This window comes from Herbaspirillum sp. 3R11 (assembly GCF_004563925.1).
Lineage (GTDB): Bacteria > Pseudomonadota > Gammaproteobacteria > Burkholderiales > Burkholderiaceae_D > Herbaspirillum.
In genome coordinates this window covers 540987-561413 of record NZ_SPNJ01000002.1, presented here as the reverse complement: position 1 = coordinate 561413, position 20427 = coordinate 540987, and the positions used below count along the sequence as shown (strand labels likewise).

Genomic DNA, 20427 nt, shown 5'->3' with positions numbered 1-20427 from the left:
CCGTGGTCAGTTCATTAACTCAAGATCCGCTCTCATCCAAATATTTTATGTATATCGGGGCCTTGAGTCGGCGCCTGGCATGGGCGTTTATTAGCGTGGTCTTCTTATGAACATTCCATATGTCGCGCCAGAGGTGCGCACCACGCTTCCTGTTTCAAGATGGGCTGTGAGTGAGTTGATTCTGCGTATGCAGAATCACGGAAGTAATGCCGAAGTCCTAGGCGCGCTCGAAGCCCATTGCTTATATGGGATACAAAAGCGTGGCGCGAATGCCATCTCCGACTTCCCTGCATGGCAATTTATTTGGCCTGCGCCTTATTTGATCAAAAAAATCTTGCCTCATCTTTCTGAAAAGCCAGGATCTGAGATACACATATTCTGGACCGTTCAACGCGATGAACTCAATGAACTGTCGCCGGCGGAGGTTCTCGCCGGCATGCCATATGAAACGCGAGAGTTTGTCGCTGAATGTCAAAGAAAGTACATGGTGCAAACGAGCCAAGAGCGCATAAAACGCCTACTTTCCGTGGTTAAGAACTTAGACGTATATTTATAGAAAGGAGGCTGCATGGGGCACTTCCAGCTTGAAGATAGCTGCCGTCAATCCAATCGAGGACACAATGGATATTGATTTGGACATCGCTTTTAAGAAGTTGCGCCAACTGGAACTACAAGACGGCGACCTCTGTGCCGTCTACTGGCATGAGGTAGCAATGTTGTTACGAGATGCCAATCAGCATCGCGAGCGAGCGCTTGCAGCGGAAGAGCAAGTCAGGAGGATGCGTAGCCGGAAAACCAAACCTGCACTCAGTTCTCGCTTTGACCCGCCCCTAGGATCCGAACGCTATTTGCTTAAGCGATTTTCACCGTAAAACGAGGATTGTCAGCCATATGCACTCTGTGGATTTGTTATTTTATTGACGACTACAACAAGAGTTCGACCGCATCCGGGGCGTATTTCAGTGATTGGACACGCAGATCGGCGTCGTGGACACTTCAGTTGATCTTTCTAGCTATCTGAATGTATCAAATAAATTAGCCCGCATATGCGGGCTAATTTATTTGTTCAAACGTCAGTTTCTGGTCGATTGCAGACTCTCACATCTACGGCAATTCCTCTAAGTAGAAATCAGCTCATAACGGAACCATCCGGCTTCCGCTACATCATTGTAGTTAGCACGAACTACACTCCTGGCCGAAAAGTCAAAGTGTGTGTTGACATCGATATTTTCAGGTGTCTGCCATGCGGATTCACATTCTTCACATAGAAGAAAGAGCCCTTAAATATCTTGTACTACCGTGACAAATAGACGCCCTTGCTCACAGACAGGGCACACACTATGCCAATAGGCCATTTCAAATTCCTGGTTATTCAGGGAACACTCAAATTTAATGCCAATATTGCTCAATCAAACCAGCGTGTTCAAGTCTGCTTCTGGCCGAGGCTGTGTAAAAACGCTGACTCCGTCAAGGGCGCCGAGATTCACGTCATTTTAACGCGACATCGTTGTTGATCGAGAGCCCTGCAAACACGGTGGCTATTTACCTTAACCGGGGAAATAGCCGACTCCAAATACATCTCCTGGCGCTAAAAGCGCCTATCCATGGTGTCTTTGAAATTACCTTCCCCGTAAACAGAAGCGATGAGGATGACGGCGCCCACTGCGAGGACGAATAAATTTTCAGATGTGGAAGCCCTTTTGGTTCATGCCCAATGGCCGTTGAACAAGAAGAAGGCAGCTAGTGTCCAGATCAGGAGCGCTAAATGTCCGCGTTGAAGGTCGTCCTCGCGAATCCAATAGGCGAACCAAAGGCCAGCAAGATGCATGGCAAACAGGAGCGTAGTGAATGCGCTCAACGCGATATTGAGCCAAGGGAGGGCGTGATTCAAACCAGCACCGATGAGCAACTCGTAACAACCGGTCCAGCAGGTGATAGCTGCTACGAGCTTCAGTGTCAGCAGCAAGAGCACTGCCAGGCGATGCCAGTGGACTGATGTCACAGCGCGCTCTGATAGGATCGAATGGATCACGGGAGATCGCTTTAGAGGCGCCATGGACATCGTGATGCCCACCACATGGACTAGCTCCCGGAACCCTCTCAGGTTATCGATAACAGCGATCGTTAGCCATGTGGCCAATCCAACCGCGTAGACGGACTGGAAAAGCCACAGCGAACTGTGCAAACTCATATATGGGCCTTTATTAAATAGGAAAGCTATGGCCAGTTAGCGCTAATGGCCGGTGCATCAGACAAAACCCATACGTCGCCCCCCCCGCCCGACAAGACGGCGCTGCCAAAAGGATTTGCCAAACGTAGCGAGATACACTCTAATACCTCAAGTCAACTTTAGGTCAAGAGGTATGAAGGAAGAACCAAGGTCGGTCGGATCCGACAGGACATTGACTGTCGGTGAGGTGGCCAAGCGCAGCGGAGTAGCGGTCTCCACCTTGCACTTCTACGAATCCAAAGGGCTAATCATGTGCTCGCGCAGCGAAGGTAATCAGCGGCGATATCCTGCGATCACGTTGCGCTATATCGCCATCATCAAGGTGGCGCAGCGCACCGGCATTTCTCTAGAATCAATTCGTACGGCATTCAGCCGATACCCTGCGACTAGCAAGCTGACCACTGCGCAGTGGAAGGAGATGTCGTCGCAATGGAAGGAAGATCTCGATAACCGTATACAGCGGCTGACGCGCTTGCGCAACGAGTTGGACGGCTGCATAGGCTGCGGATGTCTTTCCCTCAAGGATTGCCCGTTGCGCAATCCAGCTGACGTGCTCGGGGAAACTGGGCCAGGTCCGCAGATTCTCGAGCGACCTTAGCTAACAACCGGAAGGGGCGCTCACCAGAGCTCAATCTTCCACGACTCTTTCGGTGGCGCATACGGTGCCTTGCCATCAACATAAAACCGCAATCAGGTGGCTTTGCTCACCTGATTGCCCAACGCGTCACCCAGCTTGCTGTGTTGACTCGCTCAGTACGGATTCCACTACGGGCGGTACCGTCCCTACTTATGTCCTGACACCACCGTTACTTCGAGCTTGCGCTCGAATATTCCAGACGCACTCGAATGCCCTCGCACATAGTCACCAAGTTCTGCCTCGATTGTCGCTCGGAGGGCTACTTGCACTTCCTCCCACAAGCGCATGGAGCGCGCGTGCGCAATGGCCTGCTCTGCAGATAGTTGCTCTAATGTGGGAAGCACGGTGCATTCAATTACTTGAAAACCATTGAACCTCAGAATCTCGGCTGGTCGATACTTTGCTTTAGGGTGTGCCAGGTGTAGAGCTACATGGCGCCCAACGATCTTGACGATGGCATTCCGAAAGTCACCCGCGTCATTCTTGTTGACTATGACGAAGGCGGCCCCTGGCCGCAGTACGCGCAGAATACTTTGCACTGATGAGTCATCAGAGAACCAATGGAATGCCCCAAAAGCAGTGGCCCCGGCAAAGCTGGCTTCTGAAAAATCAAGGCCGTCGGCTGGCCTTGGTCCAGCCCGAGGGGTTCATTCCAAGGTAGGGTCAATTCGGCGAGCAAAGGAACAGTGACCGCTCTTAGCGACCGATTCACCTGTGGCTGCAACAGATTGCTAGCACCGTTCGGTTGGTGTTTTGTAGTCTAAAGTTCTCGACCGTACATTGACCCGCCGAGCAACAGCAAGGAATTCCCTGATAGGAAAACGCAGGATCTCCCTATATAGTCTTCGCATCCTACCCAAAATTATTGTCTTTATTTCCTGACAGAATCTCGTTGTATTTCGAGGACGTGATTGACGTATATCTTTGAGATTATTGTTTTTTATGCAATATTCATTGAGGCGGCCCATCCATGTTGCACCATGTAGTTTCTAGGGGGAGTAATGTCATGAATCTATCCAGCATGAAAGTATCCAACCGGCTTCACCTCGGTTTCGGACTGATCCTCGTATTTCTGCTTGGGATTGCTCTTTTTAGCTACACTCGCTTGTCCGCCCTGAACGATAACGTCAATTTCTTGGTCAGCGACAGATACGCCAAAACCGTGTTGGTCGACTCCATATCCAACAACGTCAATTTGATAGCTCGCGCGGTGAGGAACGTTGCCTTGTCCACCGACGAGACCATCACATCGCCAGAGCTGGCTCGAATAAAGAAGGCGCGGGAGGAAAACACTGCGACCTTGCAAAAGCTCAGTGATGTCATCACCAGTGAAAAAGGCAAGGGATTGATGGCCGCGCTGAAACAGTCGAGCTCGGAATATTATGTTGAACAGGAGAATCTGCTCACGCTACTTGCAAAGGGAAATGCCGACGACGCTAAAAAACTGATTTTCGGCGCCATGCGCAACAAACAATCCGCGATGTTTGGGGCGCTGAAACAGCTCTCGGACTATCAGCGTACCTTGATGAACGAAACTGTCGCTGAAAGCCAAGAAACCTATCATCATGCTTGTGTGTTGTTGATCATCGTTAGCACAGCAGCTTTTGGATTAAGTCTGATCGCGGCACTACTGATTACCCGGAGCATCATTCGTCAACTCGGTGGTGAGCCTGACTATGCAATGTCAATTGCCAGCGACATCGCAAGTGGCAACCTGGCGCGTTCAATCACCATTCGTCAGGGCGATCAAACCAGTCTCATTGCGTCCATTAGAGTCATGCGCAATCGTCTTGCCGAGATAGTCGGCCAAGTGCGTGCAGGTACTGATACGATTGCTACGGCCTCCAGTCAAATTGCCAGTGGCAATTTGGACTTGTCCTCTCGCACTGAACAACAAGCTAGTTCGCTGGAAGAAACCGCATCGGCAATGGAAGAGCTCACCTCTACCGTTAAACAGAATGCAGACAATGCACGTCAAGCGAATCAATTGGCAGTCTCTGCCTCCGAGGTTGCCATCGCTGGCGGTAATGTAGTCAGCCAGGTAGTAGAAACCATGGGATCAATTAACGCCTCATCCAAAAAAATCGTAGACATCATTAGTGTGATTGATGGCATCGCTTTCCAGACGAATATTCTGGCCTTAAATGCTGCCGTGGAAGCCGCGCGTGCCGGTGAGCAGGGTCGCGGCTTTGCGGTGGTTGCAACGGAAGTACGTAATCTTGCACAACGCTCCGCTACCGCCGCCAAAGAGATCAAATCTTTGATTGACAGTTCTGTCACCCAAGTTGACACCGGTAGCAAGCTTGTGGCGCAGGCAGGCTCGACGATGGATGAAGTGGTCCACAGCGTCAAACGTGTAACGGATATCGTCGGGGAGATCACCTCTGCGAGCCAGGAACAAAGCGACGGTATTGAGCAAATCAACCTTGCCATTACGCAGATGGACGAGGCGACTCAGCAAAACGCGGCGTTGGTCGAAGAAGCTGCTGCGGCGGCTCAATCCATGCAGGAACAAGCAAGCAAACTGTCCGACGTGGTTGGCATCTTTAAGCTTGCTCCGAAAAAGGCAGGCGTTCAAGTCCAAGGATTGTCCGAAAATCCCCGAATCCATGATATCTCACCGATGTCGCCTAAATTGAAAACGAAAACATCTGCAAAGAAGCCTGTTCTTTCTGAAGCTCAAGGCGATGACAGCAATTCATGGGAGCAATTCTAGTCCTCGCTTGAAATATGTCATGGAAAGTTCAGGCGCTACATCTTGTAAATATGTAGAAAGATCGTTGGAACCAGTCGAGCTGTCTGAAACGTAAGAGGTTACAAGTATGATGGTGCCTGCTTCTGGCCAATTGCGGCCATTTGGGAAGTAGCACCGAAGAGATTCATTTTTCTCCGACTGGTGCCAAGCATTCCTTCAACCTGTCTAGAACCGCATTTTGAAACCAGCCGTGGCGGACACGCTATAGCTGCCCTTAAGATCGCTGTCGGCGGCCACTTCTCCGTAGACTGAGCAGCGTTCGCCACAGGCGTAGTCTCCGCCCACTCCCACGCCGGCCCAGGTGCGCCCCTGACGCGTGTCAAATGGCGCCCCTGACACAGTTACTCGGGTACCGTCGAGAAGTTCACGTTTAAGATTGATTAGACTATACAAGTTGAGCCGGCGCGTCTGTCCGGTTGCGTCCGGCGAGTTGGTTTGGTAGTCGAACGCAAGGCCGAGCCGTCCTTGCAAACTCTCACCCTTGTTACTGTCGACTTGCGCAGCAAACCGATCCTTGAAGCCGAAACTGCTCGATACATAGCTCAACTGCGCTTGCGGAATGATAGAGAATCCCGCTGTGACCGGCAACGCCACACCGCCTTCGACGCTCATTGCATAGCTGTGGCCGACTTGACCACGGACGAGAATGCCGGCGAGTCTGGAACTCAGATCGCTGCTGAACCAAGTTGCTTGGGCCTGAGCGTCGACATAAGCGCCGTGCTGCCCGTACCATGTCAGGGTTGTTCCCACGCCATAGGCCTTGGTATCGATATTGCCGTCACCATAGATCGAAGCCACCTGCGTATCTGCCGTGCCGTAGCGAGCAGTCAATCCGCCAACCACGCGCGCGCCGTCTTTCTCGCCGGATAAGACGCGATCCACTCCGAACTGAGCCTGCCAGCTGTCGATATCCTGACGGATGGCGCTCGTGGACACCGGCGGTCTTAGGTGGCTTGTCTTACCTTCCACACGTGCCCATACACCATCATGGGCGCGGTCCGCTGCATCGTAGTACCGATTGCCGACCCGTTGGCGCAGGGTGGGAACGTTGCTCAATGCGAGCAACGTATTGGCGTAAGCCTCATAGACAGGGACGCCAGGTTGATATAGCGGGCCGTTACCTCCGCCAGAAATCCCGGCCGCCAGCAGTGACGAACGCAGATACCAATCACCGTCGGCCAGGTCTTTCTGGAGAACGTAACCATATGCGCCGGCTATCAAGGCGGACTGGCCGCCTATGACGTAGTTTCCATTGGCCAGATTGAATTGCCCGTTTGATGCACCGTTCACTTGCACAATCTGAATGCCTTGCTGCGTTGGTGCGCCGAGGCCACCGACATTCACTATGGTGACCGGCGTAGCGCCCGCAGTGGTCCCCGTGACCACAAGACGATCAGTGGGAGAGCTGTCGTTTCCAAGTTGGGTTTTGATTTCAAGGCCGCCGCCCAGAGGGATGTAGTTTCCGGCGATGGTCAGTGTCCCAAAGCTGCCGGTGTGACCAGGAGCGATCATGCCTAGATTGGTTGTAGTCCCGACTTGACCCGTACCTGTCAGTCGGCCTGCCGATGACACGTTGGTGGTGCCACCGAGCACCCCGTCAACTTGCAATGTTCCCGCCTGAACAACGGTGTTGCCCGTAAAGGTCGCACTGTTTCCCGTCAGCGTCAGCGTCCCAAGGCCCAATTTGTTAAAGCTGGAGGTCCCGGTGAATACGGTACTAATATTGATGCTAAATGTATTGCTATCGAACCAGGCGCCTTCGGTACCCACGGTCAGTACCCCGAAACCGTTCAGGAAATTGGTTTCATTTCGTGTCGCACGCAGAATGCCGCCGTTAAGATTGAGAGTCGCGACAACGCCACTTCCCTTAATCACCGAACCGGTCTCGAGTACGCCACGTCCGCTGGCGTCTCCTAGCAAATTCAGCGTTCCGCTGGACGTGCTCGCCCTAGCGACAACGACATTGGAGCCGACATGTATCAGACCACCTTTGTCGATGTTTACTGTGCCAGTACCGGCCTCGCCAACGGAAAGGAAGTCGCGGATAGTCCAGGTCGAGACATCGCCGGTTCCGCTTGAAATGTTCACCGTACCCGTACTGCCAGCTAGGTAGCCGACATAGCCAGCTGCATTGCCACCACCAGGCAGACTGGTCGTTACCACGCCGCCATCTAAAATGTTCAACGTGCCGGTATTCGAGAAACCTACATAGATATTATTTCCGGCAGCCCACGTAGAGGCTCTCCCGCTGACATCACGCCCTGAGACAGTAACAGTACCGATACCTGGTCCGGTGCCGCCATCATTGCCAATAAGGCCTTGGTCACTGCGCACGAGGCCACCGCCATTGATGAGCACGATACCCGTGCCGGAATTACCGACTAAAATCGGAGAGGAACTGGTCCACGTCGAAGGATTTCCAAGGGTATCGCCGCCGGAAACAGTAACCGTACCAGTGCCACCGTCATTCCCGATAATGCCGAATTCATTGCTCACCGTACCGCCGCCAGTCAACGTCAACGTGCCGTTGGCGCTATCACCGACCGTGAGATCTCCACCAACCACCCAGACAGGTGTCGAAGCGGGACCCGGAGTCAGAGCGCCGGTGCTGGCCACCGATTGCGCATTCGCAGGCCGGATATCATAAGTCGCGTAGACAATGCCGAAAATTGCCGTCGGTAGAAACCAGAAACGGCGAAATCGAACAAGACGACGGTTGTTGTATTTCGAGGTCTGATTTTCACGAGTGGGAGCACATTGTGTCTCCTGGGGCCGCAGGTGAACGCATTCACTGATGCTGGTGACGACGCTTGAGCCGCCTACCGCATCATTATTTTCGTTGTCATTCATGCCTCAAGTCTCCAATTGAGTCGCACAATGGCTTGCACTAAACCTACAGTCCGGCCTTTTAACCTGATAAGCAAAATCTCAGGCAAGGGGCGTATATAGCTCTTCACACTTTATTTTTGATGCCACGCCGGACGGGCTCGGCAGAGTGAGTTTTTTATTTCAATCGTTGATTGACGAAGCTCGCTATGCTTGAACTGTTGAGTTGCAGGGACACTATTCAAATACATTGTAAGTTTATCGTCAGAAACAAACACGACTTTAGGGATGAGTAGAAAAAAAACGAACTCGCCAAGATGCTGCGAAGTATCTCGTTATTTTTATGGAAGGGAATGAAGAAGCCGCGCGAATAGATAGTGCAACGAAGCTTAAGATTTTGACTGGCGGTTTCTGGCCGGAAGCAGACGCTGCCAAAACAATGCATGCAGATGCAACTCAAGACAGTAGGTCGCATCTTTTCAATTCAGGTACGGATAAAGTCTACAAATGCCCGCAACGGCGGCGGGAGATGACGTCGTCCTGAATAGTATAAAAAAAGCGGGAAGCAGGGGCATTCCAGGCAGGTAGAGCCGCGACCAGATCGCCGCGGGCCAGTTCATCGCCCGCCATGGTTGCGTAGACATAGGCTATTCCCAGCCCATCGCGCGCCGCCTGGATCATAAGGACATCATCGTCAAGCACCAGCGCTCCATTGACCGACAATGTCAGCGGTCGGCCCTTATCCGATAATTCCCACGCATATCGTGTGCCGCTTGGAAAGCGCCTCCCGATGCAAGCGTGCGAAAGCAAGTCGGCCGGCTTTTGCGGTGCGCCATGCTGCGCGAGGTAGGACGGCGAGGCCACCATGACGAAAGCCTGTGGCGGGCCAATGGGCAGCGCAATCATGTCTCCTGCCAGACGTTCTCCGAAACGAATGCCGGCGTCGAATCCTGCGCTGACAATATCGCTCAAGCCATCATCGGTCACAATTTCTATCTGGACGCGCGGATGTGCTGAGATAAAGCGGGCCAGTATCGGACCCACGGCTAATCTGGCTGCCGGCCGGGGCATGTTCAGCCGCAGCGTGCCGGACGTTTGCTCTTGCATAGCGGCGAGGTCGGTCAAGGCTTCGGCCACCTCCTGCAATGCAGGGGACAGACGCCGTAGCAACATTTCACCGGCCTCGGTCAACGTCACGCTGCGGGTTGTCCTGTTCAGCAATCGCGCGCCCAGTCGGTCTTCGAGGGTGCGCATCGCATGGCTCATGGCGGAAGCCGTGATGCCGCGTTCGGCGGCGGCCTTACGAAAGCTGCGGTGACGGGCTACCGCAGCAAAGGCGTCAAGTTCGTACAGATCTGGCGTCATAGCTGAATTTCTTTCATCAATTCATCAAGCATAACCGGTCTTATCGTTTTCCTTCTCAGCAGACACACTGACGCCTTGTCATTTGCTTACTCCGATCGTGCGGCGTATCCGGAATTGTTTTAAGCGTTGCGCCATGACTGCCGGGCGCTAGCGACGCGGTCGGCTTCATCATCATCACCAGGAAACGAACATGCAACAAAGACGGCTTGGAAAGGCTAACTTCTCCATCTCTCCCATTGGATTGGGTACGTGGACTATTGCCGGCCCGGGGTGGGAATTCGGCTGGGGCGCTCAAGACGACGAAGAAAGTCTGTCAGCGCTGGAGTATGCGGTTGAACGCGGCGTCAACTGGATCGACACGGCGGCCGTCTACGGTTTGGGACACGCAGAGGAAATTGTCGGTCGCTTGCTGCGGCGCGTGCCCGCCTCGCGTCGTCCGTTGGTGTTTACCAAAGGAAGTCTGGTGTGGGATCCGGCGACAAAAAATATCACACACACATTGGCGCCTGATTCTTTGATGAGAGAGATAGAAGACAGTTTGCGGCGCCTGCAAGTGGAGACAATCGACCTGTATCAAATTCACTGGCCTGCTTTTCCTGCGGATGGTCCGGATGATGGGATCGAAGCGGCGTTGAGCACCTTGGCCAAGGCGCAAGCGCAGGGCAAGATCCGGGAGATTGGCGTTTCCAACTTCAGCGTGCCGCAGCTCCGACGTGCGCAATCGGTGGCCGGGATTGCTTGCCTGCAGCCACCTTATTCTGCGCTGATGCGCGACGTCGAGGAAGAGATCCTGCCATTTTGCGAACAGGCGGGCATCGGCGTGATCGCCTATTCCACGCTGCAATCGGGTCTGCTGACAGGGGCAATGACGCGTGCGCGCATTGCACAGCTTCCCGATGATGACTGGCGTAAGACGCGAAGCGCAGATTATCAGGAGCCGCGCCTGAGCCGCAATCTGGAGTTGGTTGAAGTCATGCGCGGTATCGGCCAGCGCCATGGATTGACACCGGCTGCCGTCGCAATTTCTTGGGTGCTGCGGCAGCCGGCTGTCACGGGAGCCATCGTCGGAGTCCGCCGCCCGACACAAGTCGACGGCCTCGTGGCGGCGGCCGGGTTTCAGTTAATCGCTGATAAATTGGCCGAGATCGCCCCATTGCTACCAGATGGGATGGGTGTAAATGTGCCGGCGGCACGTTCCTGATTTTGCTGAAGGAGGACGTCGCCCTGTAGTTCGGCGTTCGCTCCTGACCGATTGCTGACCTTGAATAATACCCAAGCGCAATCCTTGTCTGTGGCCGTTAACTAGTGGGAATGCGCCCTTGTCAATACTATATTTTTTCTGTAGCGTGGTCTTATCGAATAGACAAAAACTATCATGACGCCGTCGGATCAGATTCTTCCGAACAAACTAGAATGGATGGTACCTATCTGGTGCTGGATTAAATTCTGAAAGAGTCTTGATGCAATCCAATAGCCCCCATGACTTCAGAAGTACCATTCGGCATCGTAGTACACGGGTAAGCTGGCTCGCCTCTGATCGAGATGGTCAGTTCGGCGTGATCGAACACCAGACACAGTTGGTTCCCATCCATCGTAGAAGATGGAGCAGCCGTTCATCCAACCGCGAAAAATCTGGTGCCAACGCGATGATCAGCACCATGATTGCTACACATGTAAGACACCATCCCATGCGAGACATACCGTTACGATAAAAGCCCCAATAATCACGCTTTTGAGACTTTTCTATTTTTGTCGCCATCATGCATCTTTCTTTGTTCTTTACCTGAATCTGATGATAGGCGGCCGCTTCCCCAGCGAATGGCGATTGATGTACCGTGAAAGAAGTCTGTTTGCAGAGCACCGCGGACGGTGAGTGCAGCTTGATGTTCCTCGGATATACTTCATTGACTCAATTCGCATGCATTGGCGTGCTTTGTGCAAATATAGTGGTTCTGAATTGGTGGACTTAACCGTCCGTAACACTTCTAAAGAAATTTAAGGCGATGCAATTGATGAGTGTCGATTATTCATTGAAGAAGAACGATACACATTGTGAAACCCAGAGATGGAATCGAGTTGGAGTGCCCGATCATTCCGCGCTTGCCTCTGGTATCGTTCATAGCCATTTCGATGTACGGGATGAAATACCGCAACGCCAATTGTCAGCTTAGCGGGATAGGGTCGGCCATATCATCGACGTGCTACCCTCGCGTGAGAAGATAAAAAATCCGTTTAGTGCCTCTATCGACCGCTATGCAGTCGGCGAATTTGCTTTCACAGAATGTCGTTCCGATGCCTTGCTATTGGAACGCTCAATAGCGCGGATCTCCACAGATAACATCCGTGACTACGTTTTTCACCTATTTTGGGAGGGCGGTATCGCCTCAGTGAATGGGCGTGATACGCCTCAAAAAACGATAGGCCCGATAGCCAGTATTCTGGCGCTCGATATGAATCAACCGATACGCATGCAACGCAATGCCTGTCACATGCTGACCTTCTTCGTACCGCGAGCAGTGGTGGAAGCCGACTTCCAGAAGCCGAGACGATTCATGGCCACGTCTTTGAACATACGACGCCACTGGCGCGCTTGTTGATTGATCATGTTGCGTCATTGAATCGCGATCTGCCCGGCATGAGCGCAATTGAGGCCAGCAGCGCGCTAGCAACAGGAACGCAACTCCTGATCGCTCGTTGTCAAGAATATGAACTTAGCACACGCGATATTTCGCTATATCTTAATTTCATTACCGTCGCTGTCATGTTCGGTTGGCTGACTTCGTCCCCTTTTTTTTAGTATGTGATTGCGTGAATCGTACTGGCCCCCTTATGGATCAAGCGGAAGCCTTGCTACTCTCTTCGCCCTGGCAGTCCAACGGCCCCAGACGCATCTCGATACCGACATGCGTCCACTTGTGGGACAGTTCTATGGCTTCTGCATCGCAGCTTCAGCCCCTAGTGGCTCGCGTGCCGGACGATTCATTTTCTTCGGAACAAACGACAATGGCAAACGATGCGGCCGACGCCAGCATCGGCCATTTCGTAGGCGTTCGATTTTCCTTATCCACGCCGCGCCCCCGCCAGCGTGGAAGTGCCGACGCTTAGAACGATCAAATCAGGCGACCTTAAGTGACAAACCGCCATCGACTATAAGATCCATCCCAGTAATATAACGTGCGTTGTCCGATGCCAGGAACAGTGATGCATGCGCCACATCCCATGCATCTCCCATGAATCCCATTGGACATTGAGCATCGCGCTTGGCACGCATTTCTTCAACATTACCGCCATATGATGCTTTCAGTGGTTCGCGAATCATGGGTGTATCCATCAAACCTGGCAAAACGCAATTGGCGCGAATTCCCATTGGTGCGTATTGCATTGCCACGTTCTTGGTGAAGGCCAGGATAGCGGCCTTCGTGGTGGTATATCCGAGATACGGAAAACCAATCCAACGAATGGCGGCCAGTGAGGAGATGTTGACAATTGCCCCATTCTTTTGCCTTTCCATGATGGGTAGAACATATTTGTGAGTCAGGAACAGGCTTGTCTGGTTGACCGCCACCAAGCGGTTCCAGCTCTCTTCACTGGTTTCCACTGGACCGCCTGTCTCGGCGATACCGACGTTGTTATGTAGCACGTCGACGCGGCCGAAGTGATCCATTGCAGCGTCTGCGATCGCCTGCACATCGGCGCTCTTGGATACGTCGGCGGCGATCACTTCACAGATGCCACCCTCGCTCCGAATAATCTCCTGAGTTTGCCTAGCGGCATCGATGCTGCGGTCCACAGCGAGAATCTTGCCGCCTTCGCGCGCATAAAGGGCCGCCGCAGCCTTGCCATTACCCCACCCTTCTCCCACCGAGCCCGCGCCGGTGACGATGATGACCTTATCTGCCATTGATTTATGCATGTTTTCTCCGTAAGTAAGTGGTATCAGATATCTAGCACGCCGGCTGCAACGAATCCGCCATCGACGGGGATGACGTGGCCGGTGATGTAGGAAGCCTCGTCGGACGTCAGGAAGGTCACGGCGGCAGCGATTTCGTTGGTGCTTCCATAGCGACGCATCGGCACCAGGCGGTGGTAACTCTGTCGCGTTTCTTCGCTGTGCGCGACCTCGGTCATCGGCGTATCGACCGGTCCTGGCGCCACGCTGTTGACTGTGATGCCATGCACAGCCAGTTCAATCGACATCTGACGCGTCAGCCCAATCACGGCAGACTTCGAGGCGCCATAGGCGGTGCGGCCGGCCCCGGCGCGAATGCCTGAGATCGAGGAAATATTGACGATGCGACCCCATTTATTTTTTAGCATCAGCCGCGCGGCGCATTGCCCTGCCACGAGCACTCCTGTAACGTTGATGCTCATGGTCTGCAGCCAGTTCTCAAGCGGGAAATCCAGGAATGGAGCCATCTTGGCGATGCCAGCGTTGTTGACAAGGACGTCACAGCGGCCGTAGTCCTTCTCGACGGCGGCGAAGGCTTGCCTGATGGATTCCGGATTGCCAAGATCGACCTGTACCGGTGCCGCCTGGTGGCCGGATGCGACCAATGCATCGGCAGTCTTGGCTGCCGCCTCTAGGTTGATATCAGCCACCAACACGGTATATCCCTTGGCAGCCAGCTGCTGGCAGATGCTGGCGCCGATACCCATGGCTCCGCCCGTTACGAACGCTACATGGGCGCTGTTATCGCTTTGATTCATGTTGTCTCCGTGAATTAGGGTAGCCTAAGAAAGAAAAAATAGGCGACCGTTTTGAGTCAGTACCGTGTCAACAATGTGATGTGAGTGCTCTGCATTAGATGACGTGTTGAGAAGGTCAGAGGAAGCCGATGGAAATCCATGGTACGAACGCCACAACCAGCAACGCTACTACCAGTGCCGCCAGATAACCCCATACGAGGTTGAACACGCCGTCCGGTGACACCTTGCCGATCGCACAAGCGGCATAGAAGCCAACGCCGAACGGCGGTGCGAATAGACCAATACCCATGGCCAGAATCACTACCATCGCGTAATGCACGTCATGGATACCCAGCGAACGTGCCACTGGAAACAGTAGCGGGCCGAACAGGACAATCGCGGGGATGCCCTCCAATAGGCTACCCAGCACGATGAAAATGACGATGGTAATCAGCAGAAAGCCCATGCCTCCTCCTGGCACGCCTTGCATCAGCGACACCAGCTTGGCGGAGAAGCCTGACTGGGTGAGTGCCCAAGCCATAGAGGTGGCCATACCAATAATGAGCAGGATGGCTCCGGACAGCGCTGCCGCTTCGATCAGCATGGGATACAGACGTTTGAAGTCCAAATGCTTCATGAAGAGGTGCATAATCAGGCCAACCACGATGGTATAGGCCACGCCGATGGTAGCCACCTCGGTAGCGGTGGCTACGCCTTCAATAACGGCCACGCGGATCAGCATTGGTAGCGCTAGCGCAGGGATGGCCGCGATCATGGTCTTCATGATCAGTGTCATCGGCGCTCGTTTTACTTCAGGAATCGGCTCGCGGCGGGCACGCAACCAACAGATGATGGCGATGGCGAAGGTGGCGAAGGTGGCAGGCATCAGGCCGCCGATGAATAGCGCCGTGATTGACACGCTGCAGACCGCCCCGATAGTAATCAGCACCAAGCTCGGAGGAATCGTTTCTGTCATCGCGCCGGAGGACGACAACAGTGCCACAAGTTCTTCCGGCTTGGAGCCGCGCCTCTTCATCTCGGGGAACAGCGCCGGGGCGATGGCCGCCATATCGGCTGCCTTGGAGCCGGAGATGCCCGACACCAAGAACATCGCACCCAGCAAAACATATTGCAGGCCACCGCGCACGTGGCCCAGCAACGAGGCCATAAAATCGATCAGGGTCTTGGCCAGGCCCGACATTTCAAGTAGCGAACCGAGTAAGACGAACAGCGGCACCGACAGGAGGATCAAGCTAGACATTCCCTCATCCATGCGGCTGACTACAATCATTAGCGGTGCACTGGTCGCGAGGGAAAGATACGCCATAGTCGCAGTGCCGAAAGCAAAGGCGATGGGTATACCGCCGGCTACGCACAGGCCAATCAGCACGACGAAGAAGACGATCAGATTGTAATTCCCCATCGCCAGAAGCGCCGGCTTGCACAGCCACAAGCCACCGCCGACGATCACCATTACAGCCAGAGCAGAAAGCAGCAGACGGAAGCTGCTCATCGCGGCCATGCGCGATACCGCCGCCAGCAGCATCAGGATTGCGCCTACCGGGAGGGCCGCAGCGCGCAATCCATCGGGAATTTCCAAAGCTGGAGTAGTGATCGCCATCTGCTCTAACGAGTGATCCACTGCGGGGTGGATTACCATTAGTACAAAAATGCAGACCACAAGGGCCGCGACTGTTTCCAGCCAGATGCGGCCCTTTTCGGAGCATTTGTTGACAATGGCGGTCAGTCGCATGTGCTCGCCGCGATCCAGAGCCAGCACAGCACCCAGCATGGACAGCCAAATAAACAGGATCGAGGCCAACTCATCTGACCACACCAATGGATCGTGCAGCCCGTAACGATAAATGACGCCGGTCAACAGCACCACCGTCTCGGCCACGACTAGCAGGGCGGCGAGGGCACCGACTCCGTGCATCACTAGGCGGTTCAATGCCACTAGCGCACGCGCGGTCGGGTTCATGCGCACAGGCTCACGATAGGTAATTGCAGCTTCCATTGTTAATATCCTGGACGTTCAGGTCAGGCGAGCTTGCCGGTGTATTTTTCCAAGAGCGCCCAAGGCTCATCGCCAAACTTCTTCTTCCATTCAGCGTAGAACCCGGCGGCGCGCAGTTTGGTACGGAATGATTGAGTATCGGTATCGTTGATGGCCATGCCCTTTCCCTTCATCTCGCCAGCCAACGATGCATTGAGTTTCCTGACATCGACACGCTGATTCAGACCAGCCTCGTTGACTGCCTTGGTGACGATTTCCTGTAAATCTTTCGGCAGCTTCTCGAAGGCCTTCTTGTTGCCTAGGAACCAGAAGCCATCCCACATGTGATTGGTGATGGAGCAATATTTCTGGACTTCATAGAGCTTGGCCGTGGAGATCACTGCCAACGGGTTCTCCTGACCTTCGACAATCTTGGTCTGCAGCGCCGAATAGACCTCGGCGAAGTTGATTGAGGTTGGTGCCGATTCAACTGCACGGAACATCGAAGTCCACAGCGGACTTGGTGGAACGCGCAGTTTCATGCCCTTTAGGTCTTCGGCAGTCTTGATAGGACGACTGCTATTGGTAATCTGACGATAGCCGCTGTCCCAGATTTTTTCAAAAGCGAAGAGGCTCGACTTAGCCTCAATCTGCTTGCGTACGTGAATACCCAAACCACCATCCATGGCGGACCAGACCTGGTCGTAGTCCTTGAAGGCGAATCCGATGCCGGAAATCTGTGCGGCCGGTACCAGAGTACCCAGAATCAGAGGAGACAGAGTAAAAAAGTCGATCGCGCCAGCACGCACCTGCGACAACATATCAGTGTCGGTTCCCAGTTGACCATTAGGGAAAACCTGGAGCTCGACGCGCCCATTAGACTCTTTAGATATCTGGTCAGACATTTCCTTTGCACGCACATTCATAGGATGTGACATCGGCAGATTGTTGGCGTATTTGAAGGTGAATTCCGCCGCGTTAGCTGAAGCTCCACACAAGCCGGTGGTAGCCGCGGCTGAGGCGATTGATACAGTTTTGAGAAATGAGCGCCGTGTGATCTTACCAATGAAATTTTCCATCTACTTGCCTCCTTTTATATTTATGAAATTACTGTAAGCGAGGTTGTCCCTCGTTCACAAAACGGCTCCGGCAAAGATCCGATATTGATTTGCACCTTTCTTTCCAGCTAAAGTGCCGAAACCTTGGCGTAAATAACCTCTCAAATCAGTTGGCTTCAGATTCTGTTGTAGAGATCCACTCCTGCAGTGTGATCTCAATAGTGATAAAGGACAGATTGGCACCTCGTTTGAAGCGACCGGCGAATATCTTGCCGGCCGTGTCGGCAACCACTCCCTGTAGCGGATTAGGATTAGTGGCGGAAAAACCGATTTCACCGAACACGTTGAGGATCTCGACACCAGGTCCCTCGACTTTCAGCTCGTTCAACCCATCAGGAGTCTTGTACTGAAGATGCGCGTCAATTAAGCTGCCAATGGCGCCGCGAACGATGGCTGTCGTCATTCCGTGCTGGCGGCAAAGCGCTTCTACGCTTTCTGTCAAATCCTGATTCGGTTTCAAGCGAGCCATGATCAACTTGCCTAGAGTGCCTCGCTCTATTTGAATGGCGTTGTCGTTCTTGGTTGTGGTTGTTGTGGTTGGTTTTACTAAGTTCGTCATCATGGTTCCATGGGTGTTGGGTGCAATAGACTGAAGTGCGTCTCTTCATCGCTGTTGACAACGAAGGCGCTTCGGGAGAATAAGCAAAGGCGGATAACGAGCGGATCGTCGCCCACTTCCACAGTGTCGAGAAGAAGGTGTCCACCATGAACGATGCCCCCGCCGTCGATAAAGCCTGAGTGACAATGCAATAGCACCTTCCCGTCCTGATTCTGGCCCACCGTGATGGCGCCGGTCACGAAGGTGATCGTGCCCGCCAGCACGTCTGGTGGGCCGTAGTCATACGGACGGTAATTGTCTCCAGTGGTAACCATACGGTGGTAATGCAGTTTGCGAGCGGTACCACTACACATGCGTCCGACACCTCCACGCTGGCCATAGCGCGACAGTACTTTACGCAGGGCTTCGCCTACGATTTCGCCTGCATGTAGCGTGATACGCAGTTCTTCGGCTGGATCAGCCACCAGATCCAGCGTGCGCGGGAAGCTATGTGGGCCAGCATGAAGGAACTTTCGCACCTCAACCAACCCCATACCATTCGGATGTTTTTCTGAGAGTTTCATAGACGATAATCTCCTTTTTCTTCTAGCAATGCCTTGATCTGTTTCTTTACGATCTTGCCGTAGCCCGACTTGGGCATGGTTTCCCAGAAGACGAACCGGCGCGGCCACTTGTATTTTCCGATACGATCTTTCAGGTGGGTCAATAACGCATCGCCATCAGCCGCCTGTCCTTGCTTGCAGACAATCACCGCCAGGCCGCTTTCCCCCCATTTGGGATCGGGCACCCCAAGAACGGCCACTTCCGACACTGCCGCATGAGTCAGCAGCGCTTCTTCAATTTCGCGTGGATATACGTTAGAGCCGCCAGAGATATACATGTCCGACGAACGGCCTGTGATGAACAAAAATCCGTCTTTATCTACGTGGCCAAGGTCACCGGTATGGAACCAATCATGCTTAAACGCTTTCGTGTTTGCCTCGGGATTGTTGTGATAGCCAATGAACACAGCCGGGCCACGCACACAGATTTCACCGGTTTCGTAAGGCAGCAGCTTTTTGCCATCATCGTCCAGGATCGCAATCTCCATCCCGGTACGAGGCATGCCGCAACTGCCCACACGGGCTTGCGGGTGAGTGTCTTCTTCGAAGTGCAGATAGGGGGGAAGGAAGGTGATGTTGCCAGTCACTTCGCCCAGACCGTAATACTGCACCAGGACCTTGCCCAGTTTCTTCAAAGCATAGATCTGATCGGCGCGATACATTGGAGCACCGGCATAAATTACGTGCTTTAACGAAGAATGGTCGTAGCTATCGACAGATTCGTCTTCCACCAGAATTTTGACAATAGTTGGTACGGTGAACATGTTGTCGACCTTGTATTTCTCGACGAGCTGCCAGGCTTCTTCCACCACCAAACGCTCGCTTGATAACAGAATACTAGCCGCGCCGCGGGCGGTATTAACCACGGCATGGATACCGGCACCGTGCGATAGCGGCGCCACCACTAGTGAACGCGATACATGGCTTAGGCCAGGCATCAGATCGGCAAGATGATTGGTGACAACGAAGGCCATCTGGCCGTGCGAGAGAATGCCGGCCTTGGGATGCCCGGTGGTTCCGGACGTATAAAAGAACCACAGCGGATCTTCGTGGTCGACTTCAACTTCCTCGAACGAGCGCTTGCCGGCGTCGGACGCCAAGACTTCGTAATCGAGTTCGCCGGGGCGGGGATCTGTTACCGCAATAATGTGTTTCAGCGCTGGTGAAGCCGCCTTGACGGCATCGACGTAGTTGGTGAAGCCGTAGTCATAGATCATTACGGAGGCGCCACTCGACTGACCAAGATAGGCGGCCTCGGAAGGCGTGATTCGATAGTTGGTTGGGACCCAGACGACACCCAGCTTGAATGCAATCCAGGCACTCTCGAAAATCTGTTGGTTGTTACGCGAATGGACCAGCATCTTGTCGCCTTTCTTGATGCCGCGCTGGGTAAGCGCGAGCGCCAAGGCGTCGACACGGTCATTGATCTGTTTCCAAGTGATTATTTGGTCATCGTCGTTGGCATTACCTTGGCTGAGGATCAGGCCAGGTTCGTCCGGAAAACGGCGTGCGACATCGGATAGAAGTCGGCCGAGATTCATTACTTTCTTTAACATCGTCTCACTCTTGCTATCTGGTTTGAAATTGACGTGTCTGCGGGCGCTTATGACGCTCGCGGCTACATCGTTACCGCGTTGTACTCCCGTAGCCCTA

15 protein-coding genes are annotated in these 20427 nt (G+C 53.6%); 5 read left to right on the top strand and 10 right to left on the bottom strand.

Annotated elements, in window-relative coordinates:
• The first annotated feature begins 106 nt into the window (after positions 1-106).
• Complete coding sequence (locus tag E4P32_RS10825; RefSeq protein ID WP_116434196.1) at positions 107-556, top strand: hypothetical protein; 450 nt, start codon at positions 107-109, stop codon at positions 554-556.
• 64 nt (positions 557-620) lie between these two features.
• Complete coding sequence (locus E4P32_RS10820; RefSeq protein ID WP_135008733.1) at positions 621-872, top strand: hypothetical protein; 252 nt, start codon at positions 621-623, stop codon at positions 870-872.
• Positions 873-1705: 833 nt separating this feature from the next.
• Here E4P32_RS10820 and E4P32_RS10815 read toward each other — a convergent pair.
• Positions 1706-2191 carry a DUF2165 family protein gene (locus E4P32_RS10815; protein ID WP_116434198.1) on the bottom strand — a complete coding sequence of 162 codons (486 nt, stop codon included), beginning with the start codon at positions 2189-2191 and terminating at the stop codon, positions 1706-1708.
• A 172-nt stretch (positions 2192-2363) separates the two neighbouring features.
• On the opposite strand from E4P32_RS10815, the gene soxR reads away from it, so the two are divergent.
• Positions 2364-2828, top strand: coding sequence for a redox-sensitive transcriptional activator SoxR (soxR, locus tag E4P32_RS10810; protein ID WP_116434199.1), 465 nt, complete (start codon positions 2364-2366; stop codon positions 2826-2828).
• 1045 nt (positions 2829-3873) lie between these two features.
• Positions 3874-5583 (top strand): methyl-accepting chemotaxis protein, encoded by a 1710-nt coding sequence (locus E4P32_RS10805; RefSeq protein ID WP_116434201.1) that lies wholly within the window; start codon positions 3874-3876, stop codon positions 5581-5583.
• 204 nt (positions 5584-5787) lie between these two features.
• Here E4P32_RS10805 and E4P32_RS10800 read toward each other — a convergent pair whose 3' ends face one another.
• Together E4P32_RS10800 and E4P32_RS10795 are read right to left on the bottom strand one after the other, a co-directional pair.
• Entirely contained in the window at positions 5788-8472 is a 2685-nt protein-coding gene (locus E4P32_RS10800) for an autotransporter outer membrane beta-barrel domain-containing protein (protein WP_116434202.1), read from the bottom strand.
• 477 nt (positions 8473-8949) lie between these two features.
• Positions 8950-9813: a LysR family transcriptional regulator gene (locus E4P32_RS10795; RefSeq protein WP_348533505.1), complete on the bottom strand. Its 864-nt coding sequence runs from the start codon at positions 9811-9813 to the stop codon at positions 8950-8952.
• Positions 9814-10003: 190 nt separating this feature from the next.
• Between E4P32_RS10795 and E4P32_RS10790 the strand changes: the two genes are divergently transcribed.
• Entirely contained in the window at positions 10004-11014 is a 1011-nt protein-coding gene (locus E4P32_RS10790; protein WP_116434203.1) for an aldo/keto reductase, read from the top strand.
• 1914 nt (positions 11015-12928) lie between these two features.
• Here the strand turns inward: E4P32_RS10790 and E4P32_RS10785 are convergent.
• The 7 genes from E4P32_RS10785 to E4P32_RS10755 all read right to left on the bottom strand — a co-directional run bounded on the left by E4P32_RS10785 (position 12929) and on the right by E4P32_RS10755 (position 20381).
• Entirely contained in the window at positions 12929-13726 is a 798-nt protein-coding gene (locus E4P32_RS10785; protein ID WP_116434204.1) for an SDR family NAD(P)-dependent oxidoreductase, read from the bottom strand.
• Between the two features lie 23 nt (positions 13727-13749).
• Positions 13750-14520: a 3-oxoacyl-ACP reductase family protein gene (locus E4P32_RS10780; RefSeq protein ID WP_116434205.1), complete on the bottom strand. Its 771-nt coding sequence runs from the start codon at positions 14518-14520 to the stop codon at positions 13750-13752.
• Between the two features lie 115 nt (positions 14521-14635).
• Positions 14636-16516: a TRAP transporter large permease subunit gene (locus E4P32_RS10775; protein WP_116434206.1), complete on the bottom strand. Its 1881-nt coding sequence runs from the start codon at positions 16514-16516 to the stop codon at positions 14636-14638.
• Between the two features lie 23 nt (positions 16517-16539).
• Positions 16540-17574, bottom strand: a complete 1035-nt coding sequence (locus E4P32_RS10770; RefSeq protein ID WP_116434207.1) for a TRAP transporter substrate-binding protein — start codon at positions 17572-17574, stop codon at positions 16540-16542.
• 145 nt (positions 17575-17719) lie between these two features.
• Positions 17720-18082 (bottom strand): PPC domain-containing DNA-binding protein, encoded by a 363-nt coding sequence (locus E4P32_RS10765; protein WP_116434633.1) that lies wholly within the window; start codon positions 18080-18082, stop codon positions 17720-17722.
• Positions 18083-18171: 89 nt separating this feature from the next.
• A complete protein-coding gene (locus tag E4P32_RS10760; RefSeq protein WP_116434208.1) occupies positions 18172-18735 on the bottom strand; it encodes a DUF296 domain-containing protein in 564 nt (187 codons plus the stop codon).
• Positions 18732-20381 carry an acyl-CoA synthetase gene (locus E4P32_RS10755; RefSeq protein ID WP_255419423.1) on the bottom strand — a complete coding sequence of 550 codons (1650 nt, stop codon included), beginning with the start codon at positions 20379-20381 and terminating at the stop codon, positions 18732-18734. The genes E4P32_RS10760 and E4P32_RS10755 overlap by 4 nt, the downstream gene beginning before the upstream one ends.
• Positions 20382-20427 lie beyond the last annotated feature (46 nt).